The 19,062-nt window shown below is 71.4% G+C and carries 19 protein-coding genes; 12 read left to right on the top strand and 7 right to left on the bottom strand.

The features are described 5' to 3' along the window. Positions 1–74: 74 nt before the first annotated feature. The 3 genes from ABT070_RS18300 to xseA form a co-directional block, all read right to left on the bottom strand. Entirely contained in the window at positions 75–665 is a 591-nt protein-coding gene (locus ABT070_RS18300; RefSeq protein ID WP_351761423.1) for a malonic semialdehyde reductase, read from the bottom strand. 171 nt (positions 666–836) lie between these two features. Then, the gene (locus tag ABT070_RS18295; protein WP_351761420.1) at positions 837–1,061 is read right to left on the bottom strand and encodes an exodeoxyribonuclease VII small subunit; all 225 of its coding nucleotides are present in this window, start codon (positions 1,059–1,061) and stop codon (positions 837–839) included. Positions 1,062–1,106: 45 nt separating this feature from the next. Beyond that, on the bottom strand, positions 1,107–2,324 hold the full coding sequence (xseA, locus tag ABT070_RS18290) for an exodeoxyribonuclease VII large subunit (RefSeq protein ID WP_351761417.1): 1,218 nt from the start codon (positions 2,322–2,324) through the stop codon (positions 1,107–1,109). Between the two features lie 86 nt (positions 2,325–2,410). Between xseA and ABT070_RS18285 the strand changes: the two genes are divergently transcribed. The 3 genes from ABT070_RS18285 to ABT070_RS18275 all read left to right on the top strand — a co-directional run bounded on the left by ABT070_RS18285 (position 2,411) and on the right by ABT070_RS18275 (position 4,649). Further along, the gene (locus ABT070_RS18285) at positions 2,411–3,490 is read left to right on the top strand and encodes a 4-hydroxy-3-methylbut-2-enyl diphosphate reductase (RefSeq protein WP_351761414.1); all 1,080 of its coding nucleotides are present in this window, start codon (positions 2,411–2,413) and stop codon (positions 3,488–3,490) included. Positions 3,491–3,542: 52 nt separating this feature from the next. Further along, a complete protein-coding gene (ppgK, locus tag ABT070_RS18280) occupies positions 3,543–4,289 on the top strand; it encodes a polyphosphate--glucose phosphotransferase (RefSeq protein ID WP_351761411.1) in 747 nt (248 codons plus the stop codon). Between the two features lie 168 nt (positions 4,290–4,457). Further along, on the top strand, positions 4,458–4,649 hold the full coding sequence (locus ABT070_RS18275; RefSeq protein WP_351761409.1) for a hypothetical protein: 192 nt from the start codon (positions 4,458–4,460) through the stop codon (positions 4,647–4,649). A 77-nt stretch (positions 4,650–4,726) separates the two neighbouring features. Here the strand turns inward: ABT070_RS18275 and ABT070_RS46270 are convergent, their stop codons facing one another. After that, positions 4,727–5,116, bottom strand: a complete 390-nt coding sequence (locus ABT070_RS46270; RefSeq protein ID WP_451102459.1) for a DUF6542 domain-containing protein — start codon at positions 5,114–5,116, stop codon at positions 4,727–4,729. Positions 5,117–5,558: 442 nt separating this feature from the next. On the opposite strand from ABT070_RS46270, the gene ychF reads away from it, so the two are divergent. Further along, positions 5,559–6,647, top strand: coding sequence for a redox-regulated ATPase YchF (gene ychF, locus ABT070_RS18265; RefSeq protein WP_351761404.1), 1,089 nt, complete (start codon positions 5,559–5,561; stop codon positions 6,645–6,647). A 757-nt stretch (positions 6,648–7,404) separates the two neighbouring features. On the opposite strand, the gene ABT070_RS18260 is transcribed toward ychF, so the two are convergent. Both ABT070_RS18260 and ABT070_RS18255 read right to left on the bottom strand, forming a co-directional pair. Beyond that, on the bottom strand, positions 7,405–7,812 hold the full coding sequence (locus ABT070_RS18260; RefSeq protein ID WP_093675289.1) for a PIN domain-containing protein: 408 nt from the start codon (positions 7,810–7,812) through the stop codon (positions 7,405–7,407). Further along, positions 7,809–8,084, bottom strand: coding sequence for a hypothetical protein (locus ABT070_RS18255; RefSeq protein ID WP_014048106.1), 276 nt, complete (start codon positions 8,082–8,084; stop codon positions 7,809–7,811). The genes ABT070_RS18260 and ABT070_RS18255 overlap by 4 nt, the downstream gene beginning before the upstream one ends. A gap of 294 nt (positions 8,085–8,378) precedes the next feature. Here ABT070_RS18255 and ABT070_RS18250 point away from each other — a divergent pair, with 294 nt between their 5' ends. Then, positions 8,379–10,583: a DEAD/DEAH box helicase gene (locus ABT070_RS18250; RefSeq protein WP_451102464.1), complete on the top strand. Its 2,205-nt coding sequence runs from the start codon at positions 8,379–8,381 to the stop codon at positions 10,581–10,583. Positions 10,584–10,610: 27 nt separating this feature from the next. Here ABT070_RS18250 and ABT070_RS18245 read toward each other — a convergent pair whose 3' ends face one another. Then, on the bottom strand, positions 10,611–11,192 hold the full coding sequence (locus tag ABT070_RS18245; protein WP_351761397.1) for a Uma2 family endonuclease: 582 nt from the start codon (positions 11,190–11,192) through the stop codon (positions 10,611–10,613). 240 nt (positions 11,193–11,432) lie between these two features. On the opposite strand from ABT070_RS18245, the gene ABT070_RS18240 reads away from it, so the two are divergent. The 7 genes from ABT070_RS18240 to ABT070_RS18210 all read left to right on the top strand — a co-directional run bounded on the left by ABT070_RS18240 (position 11,433) and on the right by ABT070_RS18210 (position 19,012). Continuing rightward, positions 11,433–11,942 carry a hypothetical protein gene (locus ABT070_RS18240; RefSeq protein WP_351761394.1) on the top strand — a complete coding sequence of 170 codons (510 nt, stop codon included), beginning with the start codon at positions 11,433–11,435 and terminating at the stop codon, positions 11,940–11,942. 93 nt (positions 11,943–12,035) lie between these two features. After that, a complete protein-coding gene (locus tag ABT070_RS18235) occupies positions 12,036–13,376 on the top strand; it encodes a DUF4190 domain-containing protein (RefSeq protein WP_351761391.1) in 1,341 nt (446 codons plus the stop codon). A gap of 147 nt (positions 13,377–13,523) precedes the next feature. Next, positions 13,524–14,276 carry a GntR family transcriptional regulator gene (locus ABT070_RS18230; protein WP_351761388.1) on the top strand — a complete coding sequence of 251 codons (753 nt, stop codon included), beginning with the start codon at positions 13,524–13,526 and terminating at the stop codon, positions 14,274–14,276. 459 nt (positions 14,277–14,735) lie between these two features. Further along, complete coding sequence (locus tag ABT070_RS18225; protein WP_351761385.1) at positions 14,736–14,969, top strand: SPOR domain-containing protein; 234 nt, start codon at positions 14,736–14,738, stop codon at positions 14,967–14,969. 30 nt (positions 14,970–14,999) lie between these two features. Further along, the gene (locus tag ABT070_RS18220; RefSeq protein ID WP_351761383.1) at positions 15,000–15,410 is read left to right on the top strand and encodes a (deoxy)nucleoside triphosphate pyrophosphohydrolase; all 411 of its coding nucleotides are present in this window, start codon (positions 15,000–15,002) and stop codon (positions 15,408–15,410) included. Between the two features lie 254 nt (positions 15,411–15,664). Further along, entirely contained in the window at positions 15,665–16,093 is a 429-nt protein-coding gene (locus tag ABT070_RS18215) for an ATP-binding protein (RefSeq protein ID WP_351761380.1), read from the top strand. A gap of 270 nt (positions 16,094–16,363) precedes the next feature. Continuing rightward, the gene (locus ABT070_RS18210; RefSeq protein WP_351761377.1) at positions 16,364–19,012 is read left to right on the top strand and encodes a SpoIIE family protein phosphatase; all 2,649 of its coding nucleotides are present in this window, start codon (positions 16,364–16,366) and stop codon (positions 19,010–19,012) included. Positions 19,013–19,062 lie beyond the last annotated feature (50 nt).

The following is a 19,062-nucleotide window of genomic DNA, read 5'->3' as shown; positions in this document are numbered from 1 at the left end:
CGGCGGGCCCCGTGGGCCGCCCCCGGGCGCGGCCCCGGGGCGCCAACTCCCGCCCACCGCTGTTCTGTCGGACGTCAGACGGTGGTGACGACCTCGTCGTACGCCAGGCGCGGGGAGCGCGGGTAGGAGGCGCCCTCGCCCGGCTTGCCGATGTTGACGACCATCAGCGGGGTGTGGTCGTCGTCCAGGAACTCCTTGCGGACGCCCTCGAGGTCCACGCCGGTCATCGGGCCGGCGGCCAGGCCGGCGGCGCGGACGCCGATGATGAAGTACGCGGCCTGGAGGGCGGCGTTCAGCGCGGCGGCACCCTCACGGGCCGGACGCGTGCTGAAGAACAGGTCCTTGGCCTGCGGGAAGGCCGGGAACAGGGTCGGCAGCTCCTCGTGGAACTCGTTGTCCGCGGAGAGGATCGCGACCAGCGGGGCGGTGGCGGTCTTGGCCTGGTTGCCCTCGGCCATGTGCTGCACCAGGCGCTCGCGGGCCTCGGCGGAGCGGACCAGGGTGATGCGGAGCGGGGTCTGGTTGAACGCCGTCGGCCCGTACTTGACCAGGTCGTAGATCGCCTGGACCTGCTCGTCGGTCACCGGCTCGTCGGTGAAGGTGTTCGCGGTGTGGGCCTCGCGGAACAGCAGGTCCTGGGCGGTGGCGTCAAGGGCGAGAGACATGCGGGAACTTCCTCGGGGGGTGGCGTCCGGATCCAGTACCGGACCGCGGTCCGGATAGGCTGACGGGACCGACAGTACGCGGGGAAGGTTCAAAGTTCAACAAAGGGTCGGAGTGGCGTGATCCGCTTCACAGTCCCGGTGCACGGCCACCCCCGGCCGGGGGCACTCGGCTCACTCCCCCTCTTCCGCGTCCTCCCCCTCGGCCAGCGCCGCGTCCAGCCGCGCGCGGGCCCCCTCCAGCCAGCGCCGGCACACCTTGGCCAGCTCCTCGCCGCGCTCCCAGAGGGCGAGGGACTCCTCCAGCGTCGTCCCCCCCGCCTCCAGCCGCCGTACGACCTCGATCAGCTCGTCGCGGGCCTGCTCGTACCCGAGCGCCTCGTCCGTCTTGCTCGTCATGCACCCATTCCCGGTGGTCGTCGTGGTCGTTGCGGTCGTTGCTTCCTAGCGGTCGACGTCGTCGACCCGGACGGTGAACTCGCCCTCGGCGACCCGCGCGCGCAGCGTCTCGGCGGCCGTCACCCCGGCCGGATCCCGGACCACGTGTCCGTCCGCCTTCTGCAGCACCGCGTACCCCCGCTTCAGCGTCGCGGCCGGAGAGAGCGCCACCACGCGCGCGTGTGTGTGGCCCAGCTCGGAGTCGGCGCGGTCCAGGAGGTGCCCGAGCGTGCGCCGTGAACGGTCGACGAGCGAGGAGACGTGATCGGCCCGCTCGTCGACCATCCGGTGCGGATCCTGTATCGCGGGCCGCGCGAGGGCGTGGGCGAGCCCGCGTTCCTCCCGCTCCAGGAACCCCTGCACGCATCGCCGCGCCCGCCCGCGCAGCATCCGCACCCGCTCCAGTTCCTCGCCGACGTCCGGCACGACCTTCTTCGCGGCGTCGGTCGGCGTCGAGGCGCGCAGGTCGGCCACATGGTCGAGCAGCGGACTGTCCGGCTCGTGCCCGATCGCCGAGACGACCGGCGTGCGGCAGGCCGCGACCGCCCTGACCAGCTGCTCGTCGGAGAACGGCAGCAGATCCTCCACGCTTCCACCGCCCCGCGCGACGATGATCACGTCCACGTCGTCCCTGCCGTCCAGCTCCTTCACCGCCTGGACGACCTGCGTCACCGCGTGCACGCCCTGGACGGCGACGTTGCGCACCTCGAAGCGGACGGCGGGCCAGCGGTGCCGGGCGTTCTCGAGGACGTCCCGCTCGGCCGCGGAGGCCCGCCCGCACACCAGCCCGATGAGCTGCGGCAGGAAGGGCAGCGGCTTCTTGCGGGCGGGCGCGAAGAGCCCCTCCGCGGCCAGGGACTTCTTCAGCTGCTCCAGCCGTGCCAGCAGCTCACCGACCCCCACCGGCTTTATCTCGACAGCCCGCAGCGACAACTGGCCGCGCGGCGCGTACCACTCCGGTTTCGCGTGGACGACGACCCGCGCGCCCTCGCCGACGACGTCCGCGACCGCGTCGAAGACCTGCCGGTAGCAGGTCACGCTCACCGAGATGTCGTGCGACGGATCCCGCAGCGTCAGGAACACCACCCCGGCACCTGGGCGGCGCGACAACTGGGTGATCTGCCCCTCGACCCACACCGCGCCGAGACGGTCGATCCAGCTTCCGATGAGCCGCGAGATCTCGCCGACGGGCAGCGGGGCGTCCGCGGACGTGTTCACAGCCATGCGCCCGAGCGTATCGGCCACGACCGACAACCCCGCTCCGCGTTCACCCACGTACGCCGACGGCGGCCGCCGGACGCGGCCTTACGATGGGACGCATGACTGCTTCGCCTGGCCGCCGCCGTGTCCTGCTCGCCGCTCCCCGGGGCTACTGCGCGGGCGTCGACCGTGCCGTGATCGCCGTCGAGAAGGCCCTGGAGCAGTACGGGGCGCCGGTCTACGTCCGGCACGAGATCGTCCACAACAAGTACGTCGTGCAGACCCTGGAGCGTAAGGGCGCCGTCTTCGTCGAGCGGACCGAGGAGGTCCCGCCGGGCAACATCGTCATGTTCTCCGCGCACGGTGTCGCCCCCGTCGTCCACGAGGAGGCCGCGCGCGGGCGGCTCGCCACCATCGACGCGACCTGCCCCCTGGTCACCAAGGTCCACAAGGAAGCCGTCCGCTTCGCCAACGACGACTACGACATCCTCCTGATCGGCCACGAGGGCCACGAGGAGGTCATCGGCACCTCCGGCGAGGCCCCCGACCACATCCAGCTCGTCGACGGCCCCGAGGACGTCGCCAAGGTCGAGGTCCGCGACCCGTCGAAGATCGTGTGGCTCTCCCAGACGACCCTCTCGGTCGACGAGACCATGGAGACGGTCGACGCCCTCAAGGAGAAGTTCCCGCTGCTCATCTCCCCGCCCAGCGACGACATCTGCTACGCCACGCAGAACCGTCAGCTCGCGGTGAAGCAGATGGGCGCGGAGGCGGAGCTGGTGATCGTGGTCGGCTCCCGCAACTCCTCGAACTCCGTGCGGCTGGTCGAGGTCGCCAAGCTCGCCGGCTCCCGCGAGGCGTACCTGGTGGACTTCGCGAGCGAGATCGACGAGGCGTGGCTGGAGGGCGTCACCACGGTGGGCGTCACCTCCGGCGCCTCCGTCCCGGAGGTCCTCGTCGAGGAGGTCCTGGCCTGGCTCACCGAGCGCGGCTACGGGGACGTCGAACTCGTCAAGGCGGCCGAGGAGCACATCACCTTCTCGCTGCCCAAGGAGCTCCGCCGTGACCTGCGCGAGGAGGCGGCGGCGCTGGCGGCCGAGCGCGGCGGCAGCGGTACGGCGTCCGACGCCGTGTCCGACGCCGTGCCCGGGGGCGCTTCCGACGCGCAGTCCGGTCCGGCGGACAGCTGACGACCGGCACCTCGGACGAGTGACGGTCAGTCGGCCGTCGTAACGTAGGGCCATGCAGATCTTCGGCGTGGACATCGGCGGCTCCGGGATCAAGGGCGCCCCGGTGGATTTGGACAGGGGCGACCTGGCTCAGGAGCGCCACAAAGTGCTCACCCCGCACCCGGCCACGCCCGAGGGCGTGGCCGACGGCGTGCGGGAGGTCGTCGAGCACTTCGAGTGGACGGGACCGGTGGGCCTGACCTTCCCGGGCGTGGTCACCGGCGGTTCCACGATTCGTACGGCGGCCAACGTCGACAAGAGCTGGATCGACACGGACGCGCGTGCCCTCTTCAGCGAGCGGCTGGGCGGTCTGCCGGTGACGGTGGTCAACGACGCGGACGCGGCGGGCGTCGCGGAGGTGTCCTTCGGAGCCGGCCGCGACCGCAGCGGCACGGTGATCCTGCTGACGTTCGGCACGGGCATCGGCAGCGCCCTCTTCGTCGACGGCGTCCTCGTCCCCAACACCGAGCTCGGCCACCTGGAGCTGCACGGACACGACGCCGAGAAGCGCGCGTCCAGCAAGGCCAAGGAGGACGGCGAGCTGACCTGGGAGCACTGGGCCCGCCGCGTCACGAAGTACCTCGCCCACGTCGAGATGCTCTTCTCGCCTGAGCTGTTCATCATCGGCGGCGGCGTCAGCCGCAAGGCCGACAAGTTCCTGCACCTCATCGAGGGCATCCGGGCGGACATCGTGCCGGCCGAGTTGCAGAACAACGCGGGCATCGTGGGAGCGGCGATGCGGGCCGCGAAGGGCGACTAGCCCCTTCCCGCGCGCCCGCCTGCTAGTCCCGGTCGGCGCGCCCGCCTGCTAGCCCCGCGTCCGCGCGCCCACCCGCTACCCCGGCCCGCCTGCCCGCCCGGCTGCCGACGACGGCCTGGCACTGCTCAGCGGCGTGCCTGGCGACGTGCCGACGTCGGCTGGCGGCTGGTGGCGGCTGGTGGCGGCTGGTGGCGGCTGGGTCGGCCCGGTTGCCTGGTCGCCCGGCTGCCCGCTGCCCGGCTGCCGACGGCGGCGGTGCTCGGCGGCGGTGCCTGGGAGTGGTGCCTGGCAGTGGTCCCCGGCAGTGGTGCCTGGCGGTGGTGCCTTGTGGTGGTGCTCGTCGGTGATGCCCGGCGGTGATGCCCGGCGGGGCGGCCTGTCGTCGGTGGCGGCGGGGCGCGGCTGGTGGCGGGCCGCGGTCTGCCGACGAGCCGCGGCTAGTGGCGGTTCGTGGTCTGCCGGCGGGCCGCCGCCCGGCGCAGTCCGCGCCCGAGGACGGCCGCTCCCGCCACCAGCGTCCCGGCGTACAGCCAGCCGACCTGCGTCGCCAGCGCCGTCACCAGACCCATCAGCCGCGCCCCGACGCCGTTCCCGCCCTCGGACACGGGCAGCAGGCCCACGGCGAAGGCGATCGGCACGACCACCGGCGCCGACAGCAGGTCGCCCCCGCGCACCCACAGGGCGGTCAGCAGGCACACCGGCAGGAACAGCACGCTGTACACCGTCAGCGAGGCGCCGAACAGCAGCTGGTCCAGGCACCCGATCACGAACATCAGCACCCCGCTGAACAGCCCGCCGCCGAGCCCGGTGAGCCGGGGGTTCGGCATCCGGCGCACCGACCGCACCGCCCCCGCGGTCCGCGCCAGGGGAGGCGCGGGCCGACGCCCGGCGGGGGAGGGACGAGGACCGCCGGAGCGCGCGGCGCCGGCGCGGGCGGGCCCGCCCGCCGGGCGTGTCCGCCCGCGGTCCGGCTCCCGGCTCGCTTCCCGGCCCGCCTGGGGTGGCAGGGGCGGCAGGGGTGGCGTGTCGCGGCGGGTGCCTGGGGCCGGGGGGCGCGTCCTGTGTTGCTCCACTGGACCAACTTAGGTCGGTTTATGTGCCGAATCGGGTGTCGGACACGCCGTGGGGCGGAGCTTGGCCATGCGTTCGACAGGTCCGCCGGTGCGGCGCCGGGCACGCCGTAAACTGGTGGACCGGTCAGCTCTCTGGCCCCTGGCCCTTTCACTTCGGGACTGGCCCTCCGGCCCTCACACCACGGGAAGTCGCAACGTGTCGCTCACGATCGGAATCGTCGGTCTGCCGAATGTCGGCAAGTCGACCCTGTTCAACGCCCTGACCAAGAACGACGTGCTGGCGGCCAACTACCCGTTCGCCACGATCGAGCCGAACGTCGGCGTGGTCGGCGTCCCGGACGCGCGCCTGACGAAACTGGCCGAGATCTTCTCCTCCCAGAAGATCCTTCCGGCGACCGTCGACTTCGTCGACATCGCGGGCATCGTGAAGGGCGCCTCGGAGGGTGAGGGCCTGGGCAACAAGTTCCTCGCGAACATCCGCGAGTCCGACGCGATCTGCCAGGTCATCCGCGCCTTCCAGGACGAGAACGTCGTGCACGTCGACGGCAAGGTCTCGCCGAAGGACGACATCGAGACGATCAACACCGAGCTGATCCTCGCGGACCTCCAGACGATCGAGAAGGTCCTGCCGCGCCTCCAGCGGGAGTCGCGCATCAAGAAGGACATCGGGCCGAAGGTCGCTGCGGTCGAGGCGGCGAAGGAGATCCTGGAGAAGGGCGACACCCTGTTCTCCGCGGGCATCGTCCAGGGCTCCGGCAACGAGGAACTCCTCCACGATCTGCACCTCCTCACCACCAAGCCCTTCCTCTACGTTTTCAACGTCGACGAGGACGAACTGGTCGACGAGGACTTCAAGACCGAGCAGCGCGCCCTGGTCGCCCCCGCCGAGGCGATCTTCCTCAACGCCAAGCTCGAGGCGGACCTCGCCGAGCTCGACGAGGAGGAAGCGATGGAGCTCCTGGAGTCGGTGGGCGTCGAGGAGCCCGGCATGGCGACCCTGGCCCGAGTCGGCTTCGACACCCTGGGTCTGCAGACCTACCTGACGGCCGGCCCCAAGGAGTCCCGCGCCTGGACCATCCAGAAGGGCGCCACCGCGCCCGAGGCCGCCGGTGTCATTCACACCGACTTCCAGAAGGGCTTCATCAAGGCGGAGGTCATCTCCTTCGCCGACCTGGTGGAGACCGGCTCGGTCGCCGAGGCCCGAGCCAAGGGCAAGGCCCGCATGGAGGGCAAGGACTACGTCATGCAGGACGGCGACGTGGTGGAGTTCCGCTTCAACGTGTAGCGGCTGACCCATCACCGCGTCGCTGATCTGGCAAATATGCAGGTCAGAGAGGGTCCGACTCTTCGGGGTCGGGCCCTTTGTGTTTTCCCGTGCTGGGATAGTTGACTCCTCGTCACCTGTCGTCATCCCTGGTCATCCGTACCGTGCTGGGATGCAGCCCAGGCTTCGCACGGTGGTGCCGTGTCAGCAGCCTCCGCGCGCTCTGGCCGGGCGCCCCCGGGCGGTTGGCCGCCCAGGATGGGGATGGTCTCGTGCCCGCGCGTGTGTTCCAAGGTCTGCCTTGGTCAGGCACACTCTTGCGTGCCGGTGCCGGTGCCGGTGCCGGTGCCGGTGCCGGTGCCGGTGGGGGCGCGCCTGGACGGCCCAAGGAGCTGGTCGCGCTGGCCGAGGGCCTGCGCGAGTCGAGCGAGTCGTGGGCGGATGTGCTGTGGCACTTGCCCGCTCCCGTGCCACGTCCCGGCGGTAGGTGGCAGAGCACAGCGCCTGCCTCAGGCACCGTCAGCGGCCTCAGACCTGCTTGGCCACCCCGGCGATCTGCGGCGGCCCCCATTGGCGACGGACTGCGCCGAGCAGCAGAGGGCGGGGAAGCATGAGTGTTCCGCCAAAGGCAGTGGCTTGTTCTTCTTCGTCGGGGCGGCAGGTCCTGAAGGGCATGCCCTTGACTTCGCGGATCTCGGTGAGGTTGATCGACCGCGTGAAATGGCAGCAGCATCACCAGCCCTGTTACTGCTGTGTCCCGCCGTGATGTGGGCAGATGTCAGACGTCCTTGATCTGTACGCGATCACCGCACAGTTTCGACCAGTCGTCGCGATCCGAGGTCAATACGAGGACAGGTGCCGGGGAGCGAAGCGCCATCGCGGCGACGAGGGCATCAATGGCGTACTTGTGGCCGTGTAGGCCCCCGGCGTCGCTCAGCAGCTGCACAGCGGTGAGGCTGTCTGCCTGGGTGACGTCTTGGACCTGAAGGCGGGAGAGCAGCCAGCGCAGCCGGGCGGTATCCGTCTTCCCGTAAACGGCCTCCACCACCGTCAGGGCCGACACGAGGACGGGCACGCCTACGCGCCGAGCGGCCTCGATCCGGGTGATCATCTGGCGGTCGTTACGCAGCAGCAGCGACAGCGCCTGGGAGTCGAGCACCAGGGACCTGGCCGCGGGCTCCTTCACGCGGCGCTGTCGTTCGACGCGTAGGGTGCCGGTGCATCACCGAACAATTCGCTCTGCGCGGCCTGGACTTCGGCCTCGCTCAGCGGCTCGTGCTCGGCTTCGTAGGCGGCCACGATCTCGGCGAGGCCGTCCATGGCGAGCTGATGCCGGACCGCCGCCGTCACGTACGCGGACACCCCGCGCTTGCCGGTACGTGTGCGCAGAGCGCCGAGGAGTTCCGAGGGCATCGAGACGGAGATGTTCTCCGTCCCGCCGGGGCGGGGTGACTTCACAGGGGTAGTCTAGTACAGGAACTATTACAGTGCCGAGGTCCTGTGCGGCCTACATTCTTGGCGCATCGTCTTGGCGTCCTGGATCTTCTTGTACTTTGTCGAGAAATCCGTGCTGGTGCTGGGATGCGCCTACATTTACGCAGGCCAGGGCGGTTGCGGTGGAGTTCCGCTTCAACGTGTGAGCGGATGGAACAACGCCACCTGGGTGACCTGGTGACGACGCAGGTCAGATGGGGTCGGCTCTTTCGGGGGTCGGCCCCTTGCGGTTTCCCGCGGGGGGACGGCGCTGGGAGGATGCGGGGAGGCGATCGAGGGGCGGGGAGCGTGGGGCGTGGGGAGCGGGAGACGGTCGCGAGGGGAGCGCGACTGTTCGAGGCGGCGCAGGCGCTGGTCGCCGACCACGGGAGGGCGGTGGAGGCGGTACGCGCGGTGCTGAAGCCGATCCACGACGCGGCGGTGAAGCGGGAGCTCGACGCCATCCCCGTCGCCCGGCTCCAGGACGTCACCGAGGGGAGGCTGCGGCTCGGGAACGTCGAGAAGAGCGGGCTGCGCACCGTGGGCGGTGTTCTCGAAGCGGGCCCCTACCGGTTGCGGCAGATCTCCGGTGTCGGACAGCGCACCGTGGACCAGATGCTCGCCGCCGCCCGCAGGCTCTCGGAGGCCGTCCACGAGACCGTGGCCGTCCACATCGACGTGGACCGGCCGGAGCCGAGCACCACCGCGCTCGTCATCGCCCTGCACGTACTGGTGGAGGCCGGCCCGGACGCTCGTCGTGCGGTCGACCGGGCCGCCGTCCTGGCAGAACGGCTCGGTCCGCTGCTCGCCGACGCCGGGCCCGCATCCCGGCGCGTCCGGATGCTCCTGACGGGCCGGGAGAAGAGGGCCCGCGCGCTGGCGGCTGTCACCGGCATACGGTCGCTGGTCGACGAGACGGAACGGGCGGGCCTGCCCGGGCTGCTTTCGCAGGCATCGGTGGACCTGCTGCGGGGGCCTTCGACCGACATCGCGGCCTGGGTGGACTTCGAGCTCCGTTCCGCCGAGTACTACAGCCTGCTCGCCGAGATCTCCGGGCGGCTGTCGGACGTGGCCGCCGCCGAGGGTTTCCTGCCGGACGAGATTGCCGAGCGGGTACGGACCCAACGCCTCGACGACGCGCACCGGCGGGTGTCCCTGCGCGGTTACCAGGCGTTCGGCGCACGGTTCGCGCTGGCGCAGCGCAAGGTGATACTCGGCGACGAGATGGGTCTCGGGAAGACCATCCAGGCGATCGCCGTGCTGGCACACCTGGCCGCCGAGGGACAGAGCCACTTCATGGTCGTCTGCCCGGCGAGCGTCCTCGTCAACTGGACACGGGAGATCGAGGCCCGCAGCTCTCTGCGCGTCATGGTGTGCCACGGCCCCGATCGGCAGCACGCGTTCGCCGACTGGAAGGCGAGGGGCGGGGTCGGGGTGACCACGTTCGACGGGCTGCGCGGCCTCTGCGCCCCGGGCGACGGCGAGGTCGCACTGCTGGTGGTCGACGAGGCGCACTCCGTGAAGAACCCGAAGGCCAAGCGGTCCCAGGCGGTCGCTCTGTGGGCGGAACGCTGCGGGCGCGCCCTGTTCATGACCGGCACCCCGATGGAGAACAGGGTCGTGGAGTTCCGCAACCTGGTTCGGATGCTGGACGGTGACGTCGCGGACTCCCTCGGGGAACGGGACGCGTTGGCCGGATCGGTCGCCTTCCGCAAGGCCGTGGCCCCGGTCTATCTGCGGCGCAACCAGGAGGACGTGCTGACGGAACTCCCGAGTCTCCAGTGGACCGACGAGTGGGAGGAACTGAGCGCATCGGACGAGGAGGCGTACCGGGAAGCCGTGAGCGCGGGCAACTTCATGGCGATGCGCAGGGCCGCGTACCTGCGCCCCGAGAAGTCGGCCAAGCTGGAGCGGCTCCGGGAGATCGTTCAGGAGGCCGGCGAGAACGGGCAGAAGACGGTGGTCTTCTCCCATTTCAAGGACGTACTGGGCGTGGTGCACGAAACCCTCGCGGCCGCCGACGGCGCTCCGCTGTTCGGGCCGCTCACCGGAGGCGTCCCGGCCGGGCGGCGCCAGCAGATCGTCGACGACTTCGCCGGCGCCCCGGGACCCGCGGTGCTCCTGGCGCAGATCCAGGCGGCGGGCGTCGGCCTCAACATGCAGGCCGCCTCCGTCGTCGTCATCTGTGAACCTCAGATCAAGCCGACCGTCGAGCACCAGGCGGTGGCCCGGGCCCACCGGATGGGCCAGGTCAGGCCGGTTCGCGTGCATCGTCTTCTCGCCACCGGAGGCGTGGACGAACGACTGGTCAGGATGCTGGAGGCCAAGACGCGCCTCTTCGATGCCTACGCCCGGCGCAGTGCCGTGGCCGAGGCCACCCCGGACGCGGTCGACGTGTCGGACATGGAACTGGCACGCCGGATCGTCGAGGAGGAGCAGGCCCGCCTGGGCATGACGGACGAGACGCTCACGGCAGCCGAGTGAACGTCTCGTCCAGAGGGTGTGCCCTGGTCAGCCGGTTCGGGGCGGGGTGAGCCGGTCGAGGTCCAGGCTGATCTCGAAGGGCACGGGGCGCTTCAAGGTGCCCCGGAAGATGCCCGCGGGCGCGTACGCGCCGGTCGGTTCGTCGAGTTCGTAGACGTGCACGACGGGGGCGCCGTCCTCGTCCTCGATGCACCAGTAGTGCGGGATGCCGGCCTGCGCGTACTTGCGGAGTTTCACGGTGTGGTCGCGGTGGGCGGACTCGGGGGAGACGACTTCGATCACAAGCTGCACCTCTTGCGGTGTGAACCAGGTGCGGTCTCCTTCATAGTCGGCCGTCGTCAGCAGCAGGTCCGGTTCGGGCCGGTTGCGCTGATCGAGTTTTATGGTCATCTCGCGGCCGACCCTGACGGTGGCGGGCGCCTGCTCCATGAGGGCGACGGTGAGCATGGTGACGAGGTGGCCGTGCCACCACCGCTGGGGCGACATCATGAAAACGAGGGCTCCGTCGATGAGCTCGGTGTGGCGGGGTGCCTCGGGGAGGCGGTCGAGGTCCTCCGCGAACCAGCCCTCCGCGCGTGGCGGGCGCATCCAGTCGGGCAGTGCGGTCATGGGGCAACCGTAGCGATTCACCATGGTCCGGGCCACAAGGTCGTCGACGGTGCGACCGCACTTTCCGGCCGTCCCGGGGCTCGACAGGGCAGCGACAGCCGCGTCGGTTCGGGCGGACAGCGGGTGGCGCAAGAGTGTTTCTCGTCAGCCACCCCCCACCGGATCGTGAGGACCTGAAGATGACCGAAACCCAACTCCGCCCGGCGTCGGGGGAGGTGACGTCTACCGCTCTGCCTCGACGTGCTGCCGCGCGCCGACGCCGTGACGCTGTTCCGGCGGATCGTCGGGGAGCCCCGGGCGCGGCGCGAACCGGCGCGGCTCGCGCAGGCCGTCGAGCTGTGCGGCCGGCTGCCGCCGGCCCTGCGCATCGCCGCGACCCGGCTGCGCGACCGTCCGGCGTGGACCGTCGCCGACCTCGTCGAGCGCCTCGCGCACCCGGTGCGGCGGGCCCGCTGTCTGCGGACCGCCGACCGCGACCTCATGGCGGTGCTGCGGGTGTCCTACGACCATCTGAGCTCGCCCGAAAGGCAGTTCAGCCGGCTCATCAGCCTCCAGCCGTCCGCCTCCTACGACATCGCGCACGCGGCCCGCGTCACGGGTCTGCCGGCCGGGGACGTGGAGCACCACTTCGACGCGCTGATCGAGAACAACCTGATCCGGGAGGACACTCCGGCCCGGTTCTCCTTCCACGGCCTGATCCGGGACTGCACCAGGGAGCTGCTCGTCGAGGAGGCGGGCGCGGCCGCCTGAACGGAATCTCCGTTCCGTCCTCGCTGGTGGGGCGCTTACGATGCGCGCAGTCGTACAACTGCCTGAACCGTCTGAACCAGGAGCACGGTACTCGTGTCCATACCCCCGCCTCCCGGGCCGCACCAGCCCCAGGACCCGTACCAGCCTCCGCAGCCGCAGGCCCCGTACCCGCAGGACCCGTTCGCCGCGCCTCCGCAGGACCCGTACGCCCAGGGGCCGTACGGCCCGCAGGGTCCGCAGGGTCCGGGCCCGACGGGGCCCTACCCGCAGGCCCCGTACCCGCAGGCGCCCTATCCGCAGGCTCCGTACCCGCAGGCGCCGTACGGCGCGGTGCCCTACCCCGTCTGGGGGCAGGGGTACAGCCCCTACGGCCGGCCCTCGCCGGTCAACGGCGTGGCCATCGCCGCGCTCGTCCTCGGCCTCCTCTGCTTCCTGCCGGGCGTCGGGCTGCTCCTCGGGATCATCGCGCTGGTGCAGATCAGGAAGCGGGGGGAGCGCGGCAAGGCGATGGCGATCGTGGGCACGGTCCTGTCCTCGGTCGGCCTCGCGGTGTGGGTCCTCGCGCTGTCCACGGGCGGCGCCTCCGACTTCTGGGACGGCTTCAAGGAGGGCGCGACCGGCAACTCCAGTTTCGCGCTCGCCAAGGGCGACTGCTTCGACGTGCCGGGGGAGACCTTCGACGAGGACGTCTACGACGTCGACGAGGTGGACTGCTCCGGTGAGCACGACGCCGAGGTGTTCGCCTCGGTCCCGCTCTCCGGCGACAGCTTCCCGGGCGACGACCACGTCACGGACGTGGCCGACGACAAGTGCTACACGCTCCAGGACGCCTACGCGATGGACCCCTGGGTGCTGACCGACGAGGTCGACATCTACTACCTCACGCCCACCGCCGACAGCTGGAGCTGGGGCGACCGCGAGATCACCTGCGTCTTCGCCAACGTGGACGAGAAGGGCACCCTGACCGGTTCGCTGCGCGCCGACGCGTCGACGCTCGACGCCGACCAGTTCGCCTTCCTCAAGGCGATGGCCGCCGTCGACGAGGTGCTCTTCGAGGAGCCGGAGGAGTACGCCGAGGACGACCTCGCGAACAACCGCACCTGGGCCGGTGACACCGGCGACGTGACCGGCAATCAGGCGGACCAGCTGGGCTCGCACCTCTGGGAGATGGATACCCGGGAAGCGCCGCTGGCCGCCCTGGTGAAGGACATGCGGGACGCGGCGAAGGAGTGGGCGGCGGCGGAGAAGGCCACCGACGCCGACGGCTTCTACGAGCACTACGACAAGGCCTACGCGTACGTCGACGGCGCCACCACCGTCACCGCCCGCAGGGCTCTGGGCCTGGCCACCACCCCGCCGACCTACGACGAGGACTCCGACAGCGGGAGCGCGGGCACGGGCGGGGGCGACAGCGACAGCGGTCTGGATGTGTGATCACGTCCGCAGCGGGGAGAAAGTGCCTGGGTAAAGCGTTTCCCGGGAACTTGTCATCACATCGAGTGATTCTCTGGCCTTTACTTGCACGGTACAACCCACGGTTGCCAGGCTGTAGCTGTCTGTACAACCTGATGGGAGTGGCCAGTGACATTCGGTGAGCAGCCGGCGTATCTGCGTGTCGCGGGTGATCTCCGCAAGAAGATCTCCGACGGGTCGCTGCCACCGCACACCCGGCTCCCCTCCCAGGCGAGAATCCGGGAGGAGTACGGGGTCTCCGACACCGTCGCCCTCGAGGCGCGCAAGGTGCTGATGGCCGAGGGGCTGGTCGAGGGCCGCTCCGGGTCGGGCACGTATGTGCGCGAGCGGCCCGTGCCGCGCCGGATCGCCCGCTCCGGCTACCGCCCCGTCAGCGGTGCCACGCCGTTCCGGCAGGAGCAGGCCGAGGCGCACACGCGGGGGACGTGGGAGTCCAGCAGCGAGCAGGTCGAGGCGGGCGTCTCCGTCGCCGAGCGGCTCGGCATCGCGTCCGGCGACCGCGTGATGTGCACCAGGTACGTCTTCCGGGAGGCCGGCGAGGCGATGATGCTCTCCACCTCCTGGGAGCCCCTCGCCGTCACGGGCCGCACCCCCGTCATGCTGCCCGAGGAGGGCCCGCTCGGCGGTATGGGCGTCGTCGAGCGGATGCGCGCCATCGATGTGATCGTCGACAACGTCACGGAGGAGGTCGGCGCCCGTCCCGGGCTCGCCGAGGAACTCCTCGCCCTCGGTGGCGTGCCGGGGCATGTCGTCCTGGTCGTCCAGCGCACCTACTACGCCTCGGGCCGCCCGGTCGAGACGGCCGACGTGGTGATCCCGGCCGACCGCTACCGGGTCGCCTACCACCTGCCGGTGAAGTAGCCGCCGGAGTGCGCCGGGAGCGTCTCCCGGCGCACGGGGCGGGGGACACCCTCCGGTGGTCCGGGTGATGGGGTGGGGCGTGGCGCCGTCCGGGGCGCTAGCGCATTCGCCCGGGCGGCGCACACCCTTCCGGCAGTTGCCCCCGGTATCCGCCCGCTGTGGAGCCGTCCGCGCGCCGTCGGAATCCGGTCGTTTCCGGTTGTTCCCGCAGGTCGTCCCGTAGGTGCCCGGAACCCCGCCGACCGGAGGCATCGCGGCGCGCGCACGGCGCGTTCGGTCTCGTGCGCCCCCTGCGTCTTGGCTGGTTGCGTACCTCTTTGTGCAAAGTCGTGTTCGGTGCGTAAAGGTAAGGCGTACGCTCGGGCATATGCGGATTGCGGTTTCCTTAGAGGGCGGGGCGCGAGGCGTGTCGCGGACGGGATCCGAGCGGGCCGGTGCGAGAAGGGGGAGTGGGGGGCGATGAACGACAGCACCATCTCTCTGCCCTGGCTCGTCATACGGCAGGACGACAACGGCAATCGCTACCGCGTGGGCAGGTACGCGACCCGGGCCGAGGCTCAGAAGATCGCGGACAGCCTCGACAGTCGCGGCCACAAGCAGCTCTACTGGGTCGAGCTCATCGGCCAGGCGCAGACACAGGCGCAGGGGCAGAGCCAGGGCCAGGCGCAGAACGGGGACGGCACCCGGAACTGACGTTCCGTGCGGTCCCGTAGGCTCCGGCCCATGACGGAACGGACCGTGGTGGTGGGAGCCGCCCTGCTCGACGCCGGCCGCCTGCTGGCCGCGCGCCGCAGCGCACCCCCGGAACTCGCCGGGCGCTGGGAACTGCCCGGCGGCAAGGTCGAGGTGGGGGAGGCGCCCGAGACGGCCCTCGTGCGCGAACTGCGCGAGGAACTCGGCGTCGACGCCGAGACCGTCGAACGCGTCCCCGGTGAGTGGCCGCTCGCGGCGCCCTACGTCCTCCAGGTGTGGACCGCCCGCCTGCGCCCCGGCTCCGCCGCTCCCGAGCCCCTCCAGGACCATGACGCCCTGCGCTGGCTCGCCCCGGCCGAGATCTGGGACGTCGACTGGCTGGACCAGGACGTGCCGGCGGTCCGCGAAGCACTCCCGAAACTCGGCACCGGCACCCGCTGATCCGGCGCCCGCCGGCGAGGGTCCTGTCGCCGAGCCGCCGAGCCGCCGAGCCGCCGAGCCGCCGAGCCGCTGAACCGCCGAGCCGCCGAGTCGCCGAGCCCGGGGCGCGTCGAGTGTCGTCGGGTCGATGCGGGGGCGCTCCGGTCAGGGGCGGGCCGTCGCGTACGCCGTTTGTGCCACAGTGCGCCCTGCTGTGCGGTACTGCCTCCCGAATATCGGGTATGTGGCCATTAACCCCACGAAACCGGACATGGGTGTACTCGCTGGCCCGGGAAGTGATCGGCGTGATCGACACCGACGGAGACTGCGCCGAGTGGACGTTCCCCGCGGACCCCGGTGCGGTGCGCACCGCCCGTGGCGCGGTCCGCGGCCAGCTGCACGGCTGGGGCCTCGACAGCCTGAGCGACATCGCTGCGCTGCTGGTCAGCGAGCTGGTCACCAACGCCCTGCGGCACGCGACCGGCCCCATCGGCCTCCGTCTGGTCCGCCCCGCCGGACTGGCGGGCGTCCTGCTGGTCGAGGTCTCCGACCCGCTGCCGGACCCGCCCCGCGAACGGATCGCCCGGCCCGAGGACGAGAGCGGGCGCGGACTGCAGCTGGTGGCCTCCTCCTCGCGCCGCTGGGGTACCCGGCCCGGGGGTACCGGCAAGACGGTGTGGTTCGAACTGGCGGTGCCGGGTTGACGGGGCTTCTCGCGGGGATGAGCCGGTGTACAGCGGGCCTTGCGGTGTCGCCCGTTCGGTTCCGGTCTCGGACCGGTCCCGGAAGAGGCGATTCGACGACGTGTCCGCTGGTTAGAAGACTGGAAGTGTTGTCGCGGGACGGTCCAAAAAACGCCTGGACCGTGCTGTGATCGTGAACACCGTGTCGTGCGGACCCGTAGTGCTGGATACTGCGGGCAGCCGCCGCCGGTGACCGGTGCCGGACGCGGTGAGCTGGAGGGGACGGTTCGCGTGAGCGAGATACCAGCGAAGGCCACGGAGTCCGAGGACCCGTCGGGCGGCGCGAGGGCGAGGGCCGCGAGTGCGCTCGCCGCCGATGCCGCGCACGGCCTCGCCGACGGCCCGGGCGAGGCGGCGACGCCCGGTGACGCCATGTGGCAGAGCAGTCCGCCCGGCTCGATCTACGACTACATCAAGGTCGCCTCGTTCTCGATCGGCCCCGACGGCCTCGTCGACCAGTGGAGCCTGCGCGCCGAGCAGATCTTCGGCATCCCGGCCGACCGGGCCGTCGGCATGGACCCCATCGACGCGTTCATCGACCCCGAACTGCGCGAACGCGGCCAGCGCAAGATGGCCGAGATCCTCGACGGGCGGGAGTGGACCGGCGTGGTCCCCTTCCGGACGCCGGACCCGGTGCCCGGCGGCGGACGCGGCGAGAAGGGCCTCGCCGAGGTCTACGTCATGCCGACGCGCAGCGTGGACGGCGAGAAGGCCGCCGTGTGCATCGTCGTCGACGTCCGCACGCTCCGCAGCATCGAGACCGACCTCGCCGCCTCGCAGGCCATTTTCGGCCAATCCCCGTTCGGCTTTCTGCTGATCGATCCCGACCTGCGGGTCCGCCGCGCCAACCACCGGTTCGCCTCGATCTTCGGCGGCACCCCCGACGACCACCGCGGCAAGGGAGTCCACGACTACCTGCCCCGGCCCGAGGCCGACCGGGTCAGCGCGACCCTGCGCAGGGTTCTCGAGACCGGCGACTCCATCACCGACATGCACGTCACCGGATACGTGCCGGGTTCCGACGAGCGCCGGCACTGGTCGATCAACCTCTACCGCGTGCACAGCGGCACCGGCCGGCCCATCGGCATCGCCTGGCTCGGCACCGACATCACCGCCCGCCGCGCCGCCGCCCGCGAGGCCGCCGCGGCCCGGCGCAATCTCGCCCTGCTGAACGAGGCGGGCGCCCGCATAGGGAACTCCCTCGACCTGGAGACGACCGCGCGCGAACTCCTCGACGTCGTCGTGCCCGGCTTCTGCGATCTCGCCACCGTGGACCTCTACCAGGGCCTCCTGGCCGGCGACGAGACCCCGCCCGGCCTCGCCGACGGCAGCGCCGAACTGCGCCGGGTCGCCTTCTCCTCCGCCGTCTCCGACGCCCCCTTCCCCGGCGCCGGCGCGCCCGTCGCGGTCGGCGCGGTCCACCACTTCCCGTTCAACTCGCCCTGCGCGGACGCCCTGCGCACCGCCCGCCCGCAGGCCATCCCCGGCGAGGAGGGCGGCCTCGTGCAGTCCACCCTCGCCGTCCCGATGGTCGCCCACGACACCGTCGTCGGCCTCGCGCAGTTCTCCCGGACGAAGGGCAGCGAGCCGTTCGGCGACCGGGACCGCGATCTGGCCGTGGAGCTGGCGGCGCGGGCCGCGGTCTGTATCGACAACGCGCGCCTGTACCGGCGGGAGCACGAACGGGCGCTGATACTGCAACGGTCGCTGCTGCCGCCAGGGGACCCGGTCGCCTCGGGCCTGGACATCGCCTGCCGCTACCTTCCCGGCAACGTGTCCATGGGCCGCCCCAGCGAGGTCGGCGGCGACTGGTTCGACGTCATCGAACTGCCCGGCCACCGCACGGCGCTGGTGGTGGGCGACGTGATGGGCCGCGGGCTGCGGGCGGCGGTCGCGATGGGCGAACTGCGCACGGCCGTCCGGACGCTGGCGCTGCTGGACCTGGAACCGGCCGAGGTCCTCTCCGCGCTGGACGAGATCGCGCGCGGCCTCGGCACCCCGGGAGGCGTCCAGCAGGCCACCCGGGCCGCCCGCCGCCCTCGTGAGGCCGACCTGTCCGAGGTGTACCTCGCGACCTGTGTGTACGCGGTCTACGACTCGGTGACCCGGCGCTGCACGTTCGCCAACGCGGGCCATCTGCCCCCGGTGCTCGTCGAACCCGGGGAACCGGCGCTGATGCTCGACGTGCCGCCCGGCATGCCGCTCGGCGTGGGCGGTGAGCCCTTCGAGGAGGTGGAGGTCGAACTTCCCGAAGGCGCTCTGCTGGCGCTCTACACGGATGGACTGGTCGAATCGCGCGACCACCCGCTGGACGAGGGTCTCAACGCGTTCGTGGGGGCTCTCACCGACCCCTCCGCGCCTCTGGAGGACGTCTGTGACCACGTCCTCAACACCCTCGACTCGCACCACGGCGAGGACGACATCGCGCTGCTGATGGCACGCGTGCAGGGCCTGCCCGTCGACTCGGTCGGCGACTGGACCCTGCCGCGCGAACCGCGCAGTGTCGGCCGGGCCCGGGAGCACGCCCGCGTCCAGCTGCTGTCCTGGGGCCTCGACCCCCTGGTCGACACGACGGAACTGCTGGTCAGTGAGCTGGTCACCAACGCGCTGCGGTACGGCGAGGGCGAGATCAGACTCCGGCTGCTCCTCGACCGCACGCTGGTGTGCGAGGTCTGGGACGCGGGCCTCGTCCAGCCGCGCCGCCGCCGCGCCCGGGACACCGACGAGGGCGGCCGGGGCCTCCAGCTCGTGGGCCTGCTGTCGGCGGCCTGGGGCTCGCGCCGTACTCCGCGCGGCAAGACGGTGTGGTTCGAACTCCCGCTGCCGGACGGCGAGACGGGTCTGGCGGACCCGGCGGAGGCGTTGCTGAGCCTGTTCTGAACCCGTTCCGACCCGGTCCCGGTCCCGACTCCGACTCCGACCCCTGTCCC

Origin of the sequence: Streptomyces sp. NPDC002884 (genome assembly GCF_040295245.1) — a bacterium.
GTDB lineage: Bacteria > Actinomycetota > Actinomycetes > Streptomycetales > Streptomycetaceae > Streptomyces.
This window is presented reverse-complemented; position numbering and strand designations above follow the sequence as displayed.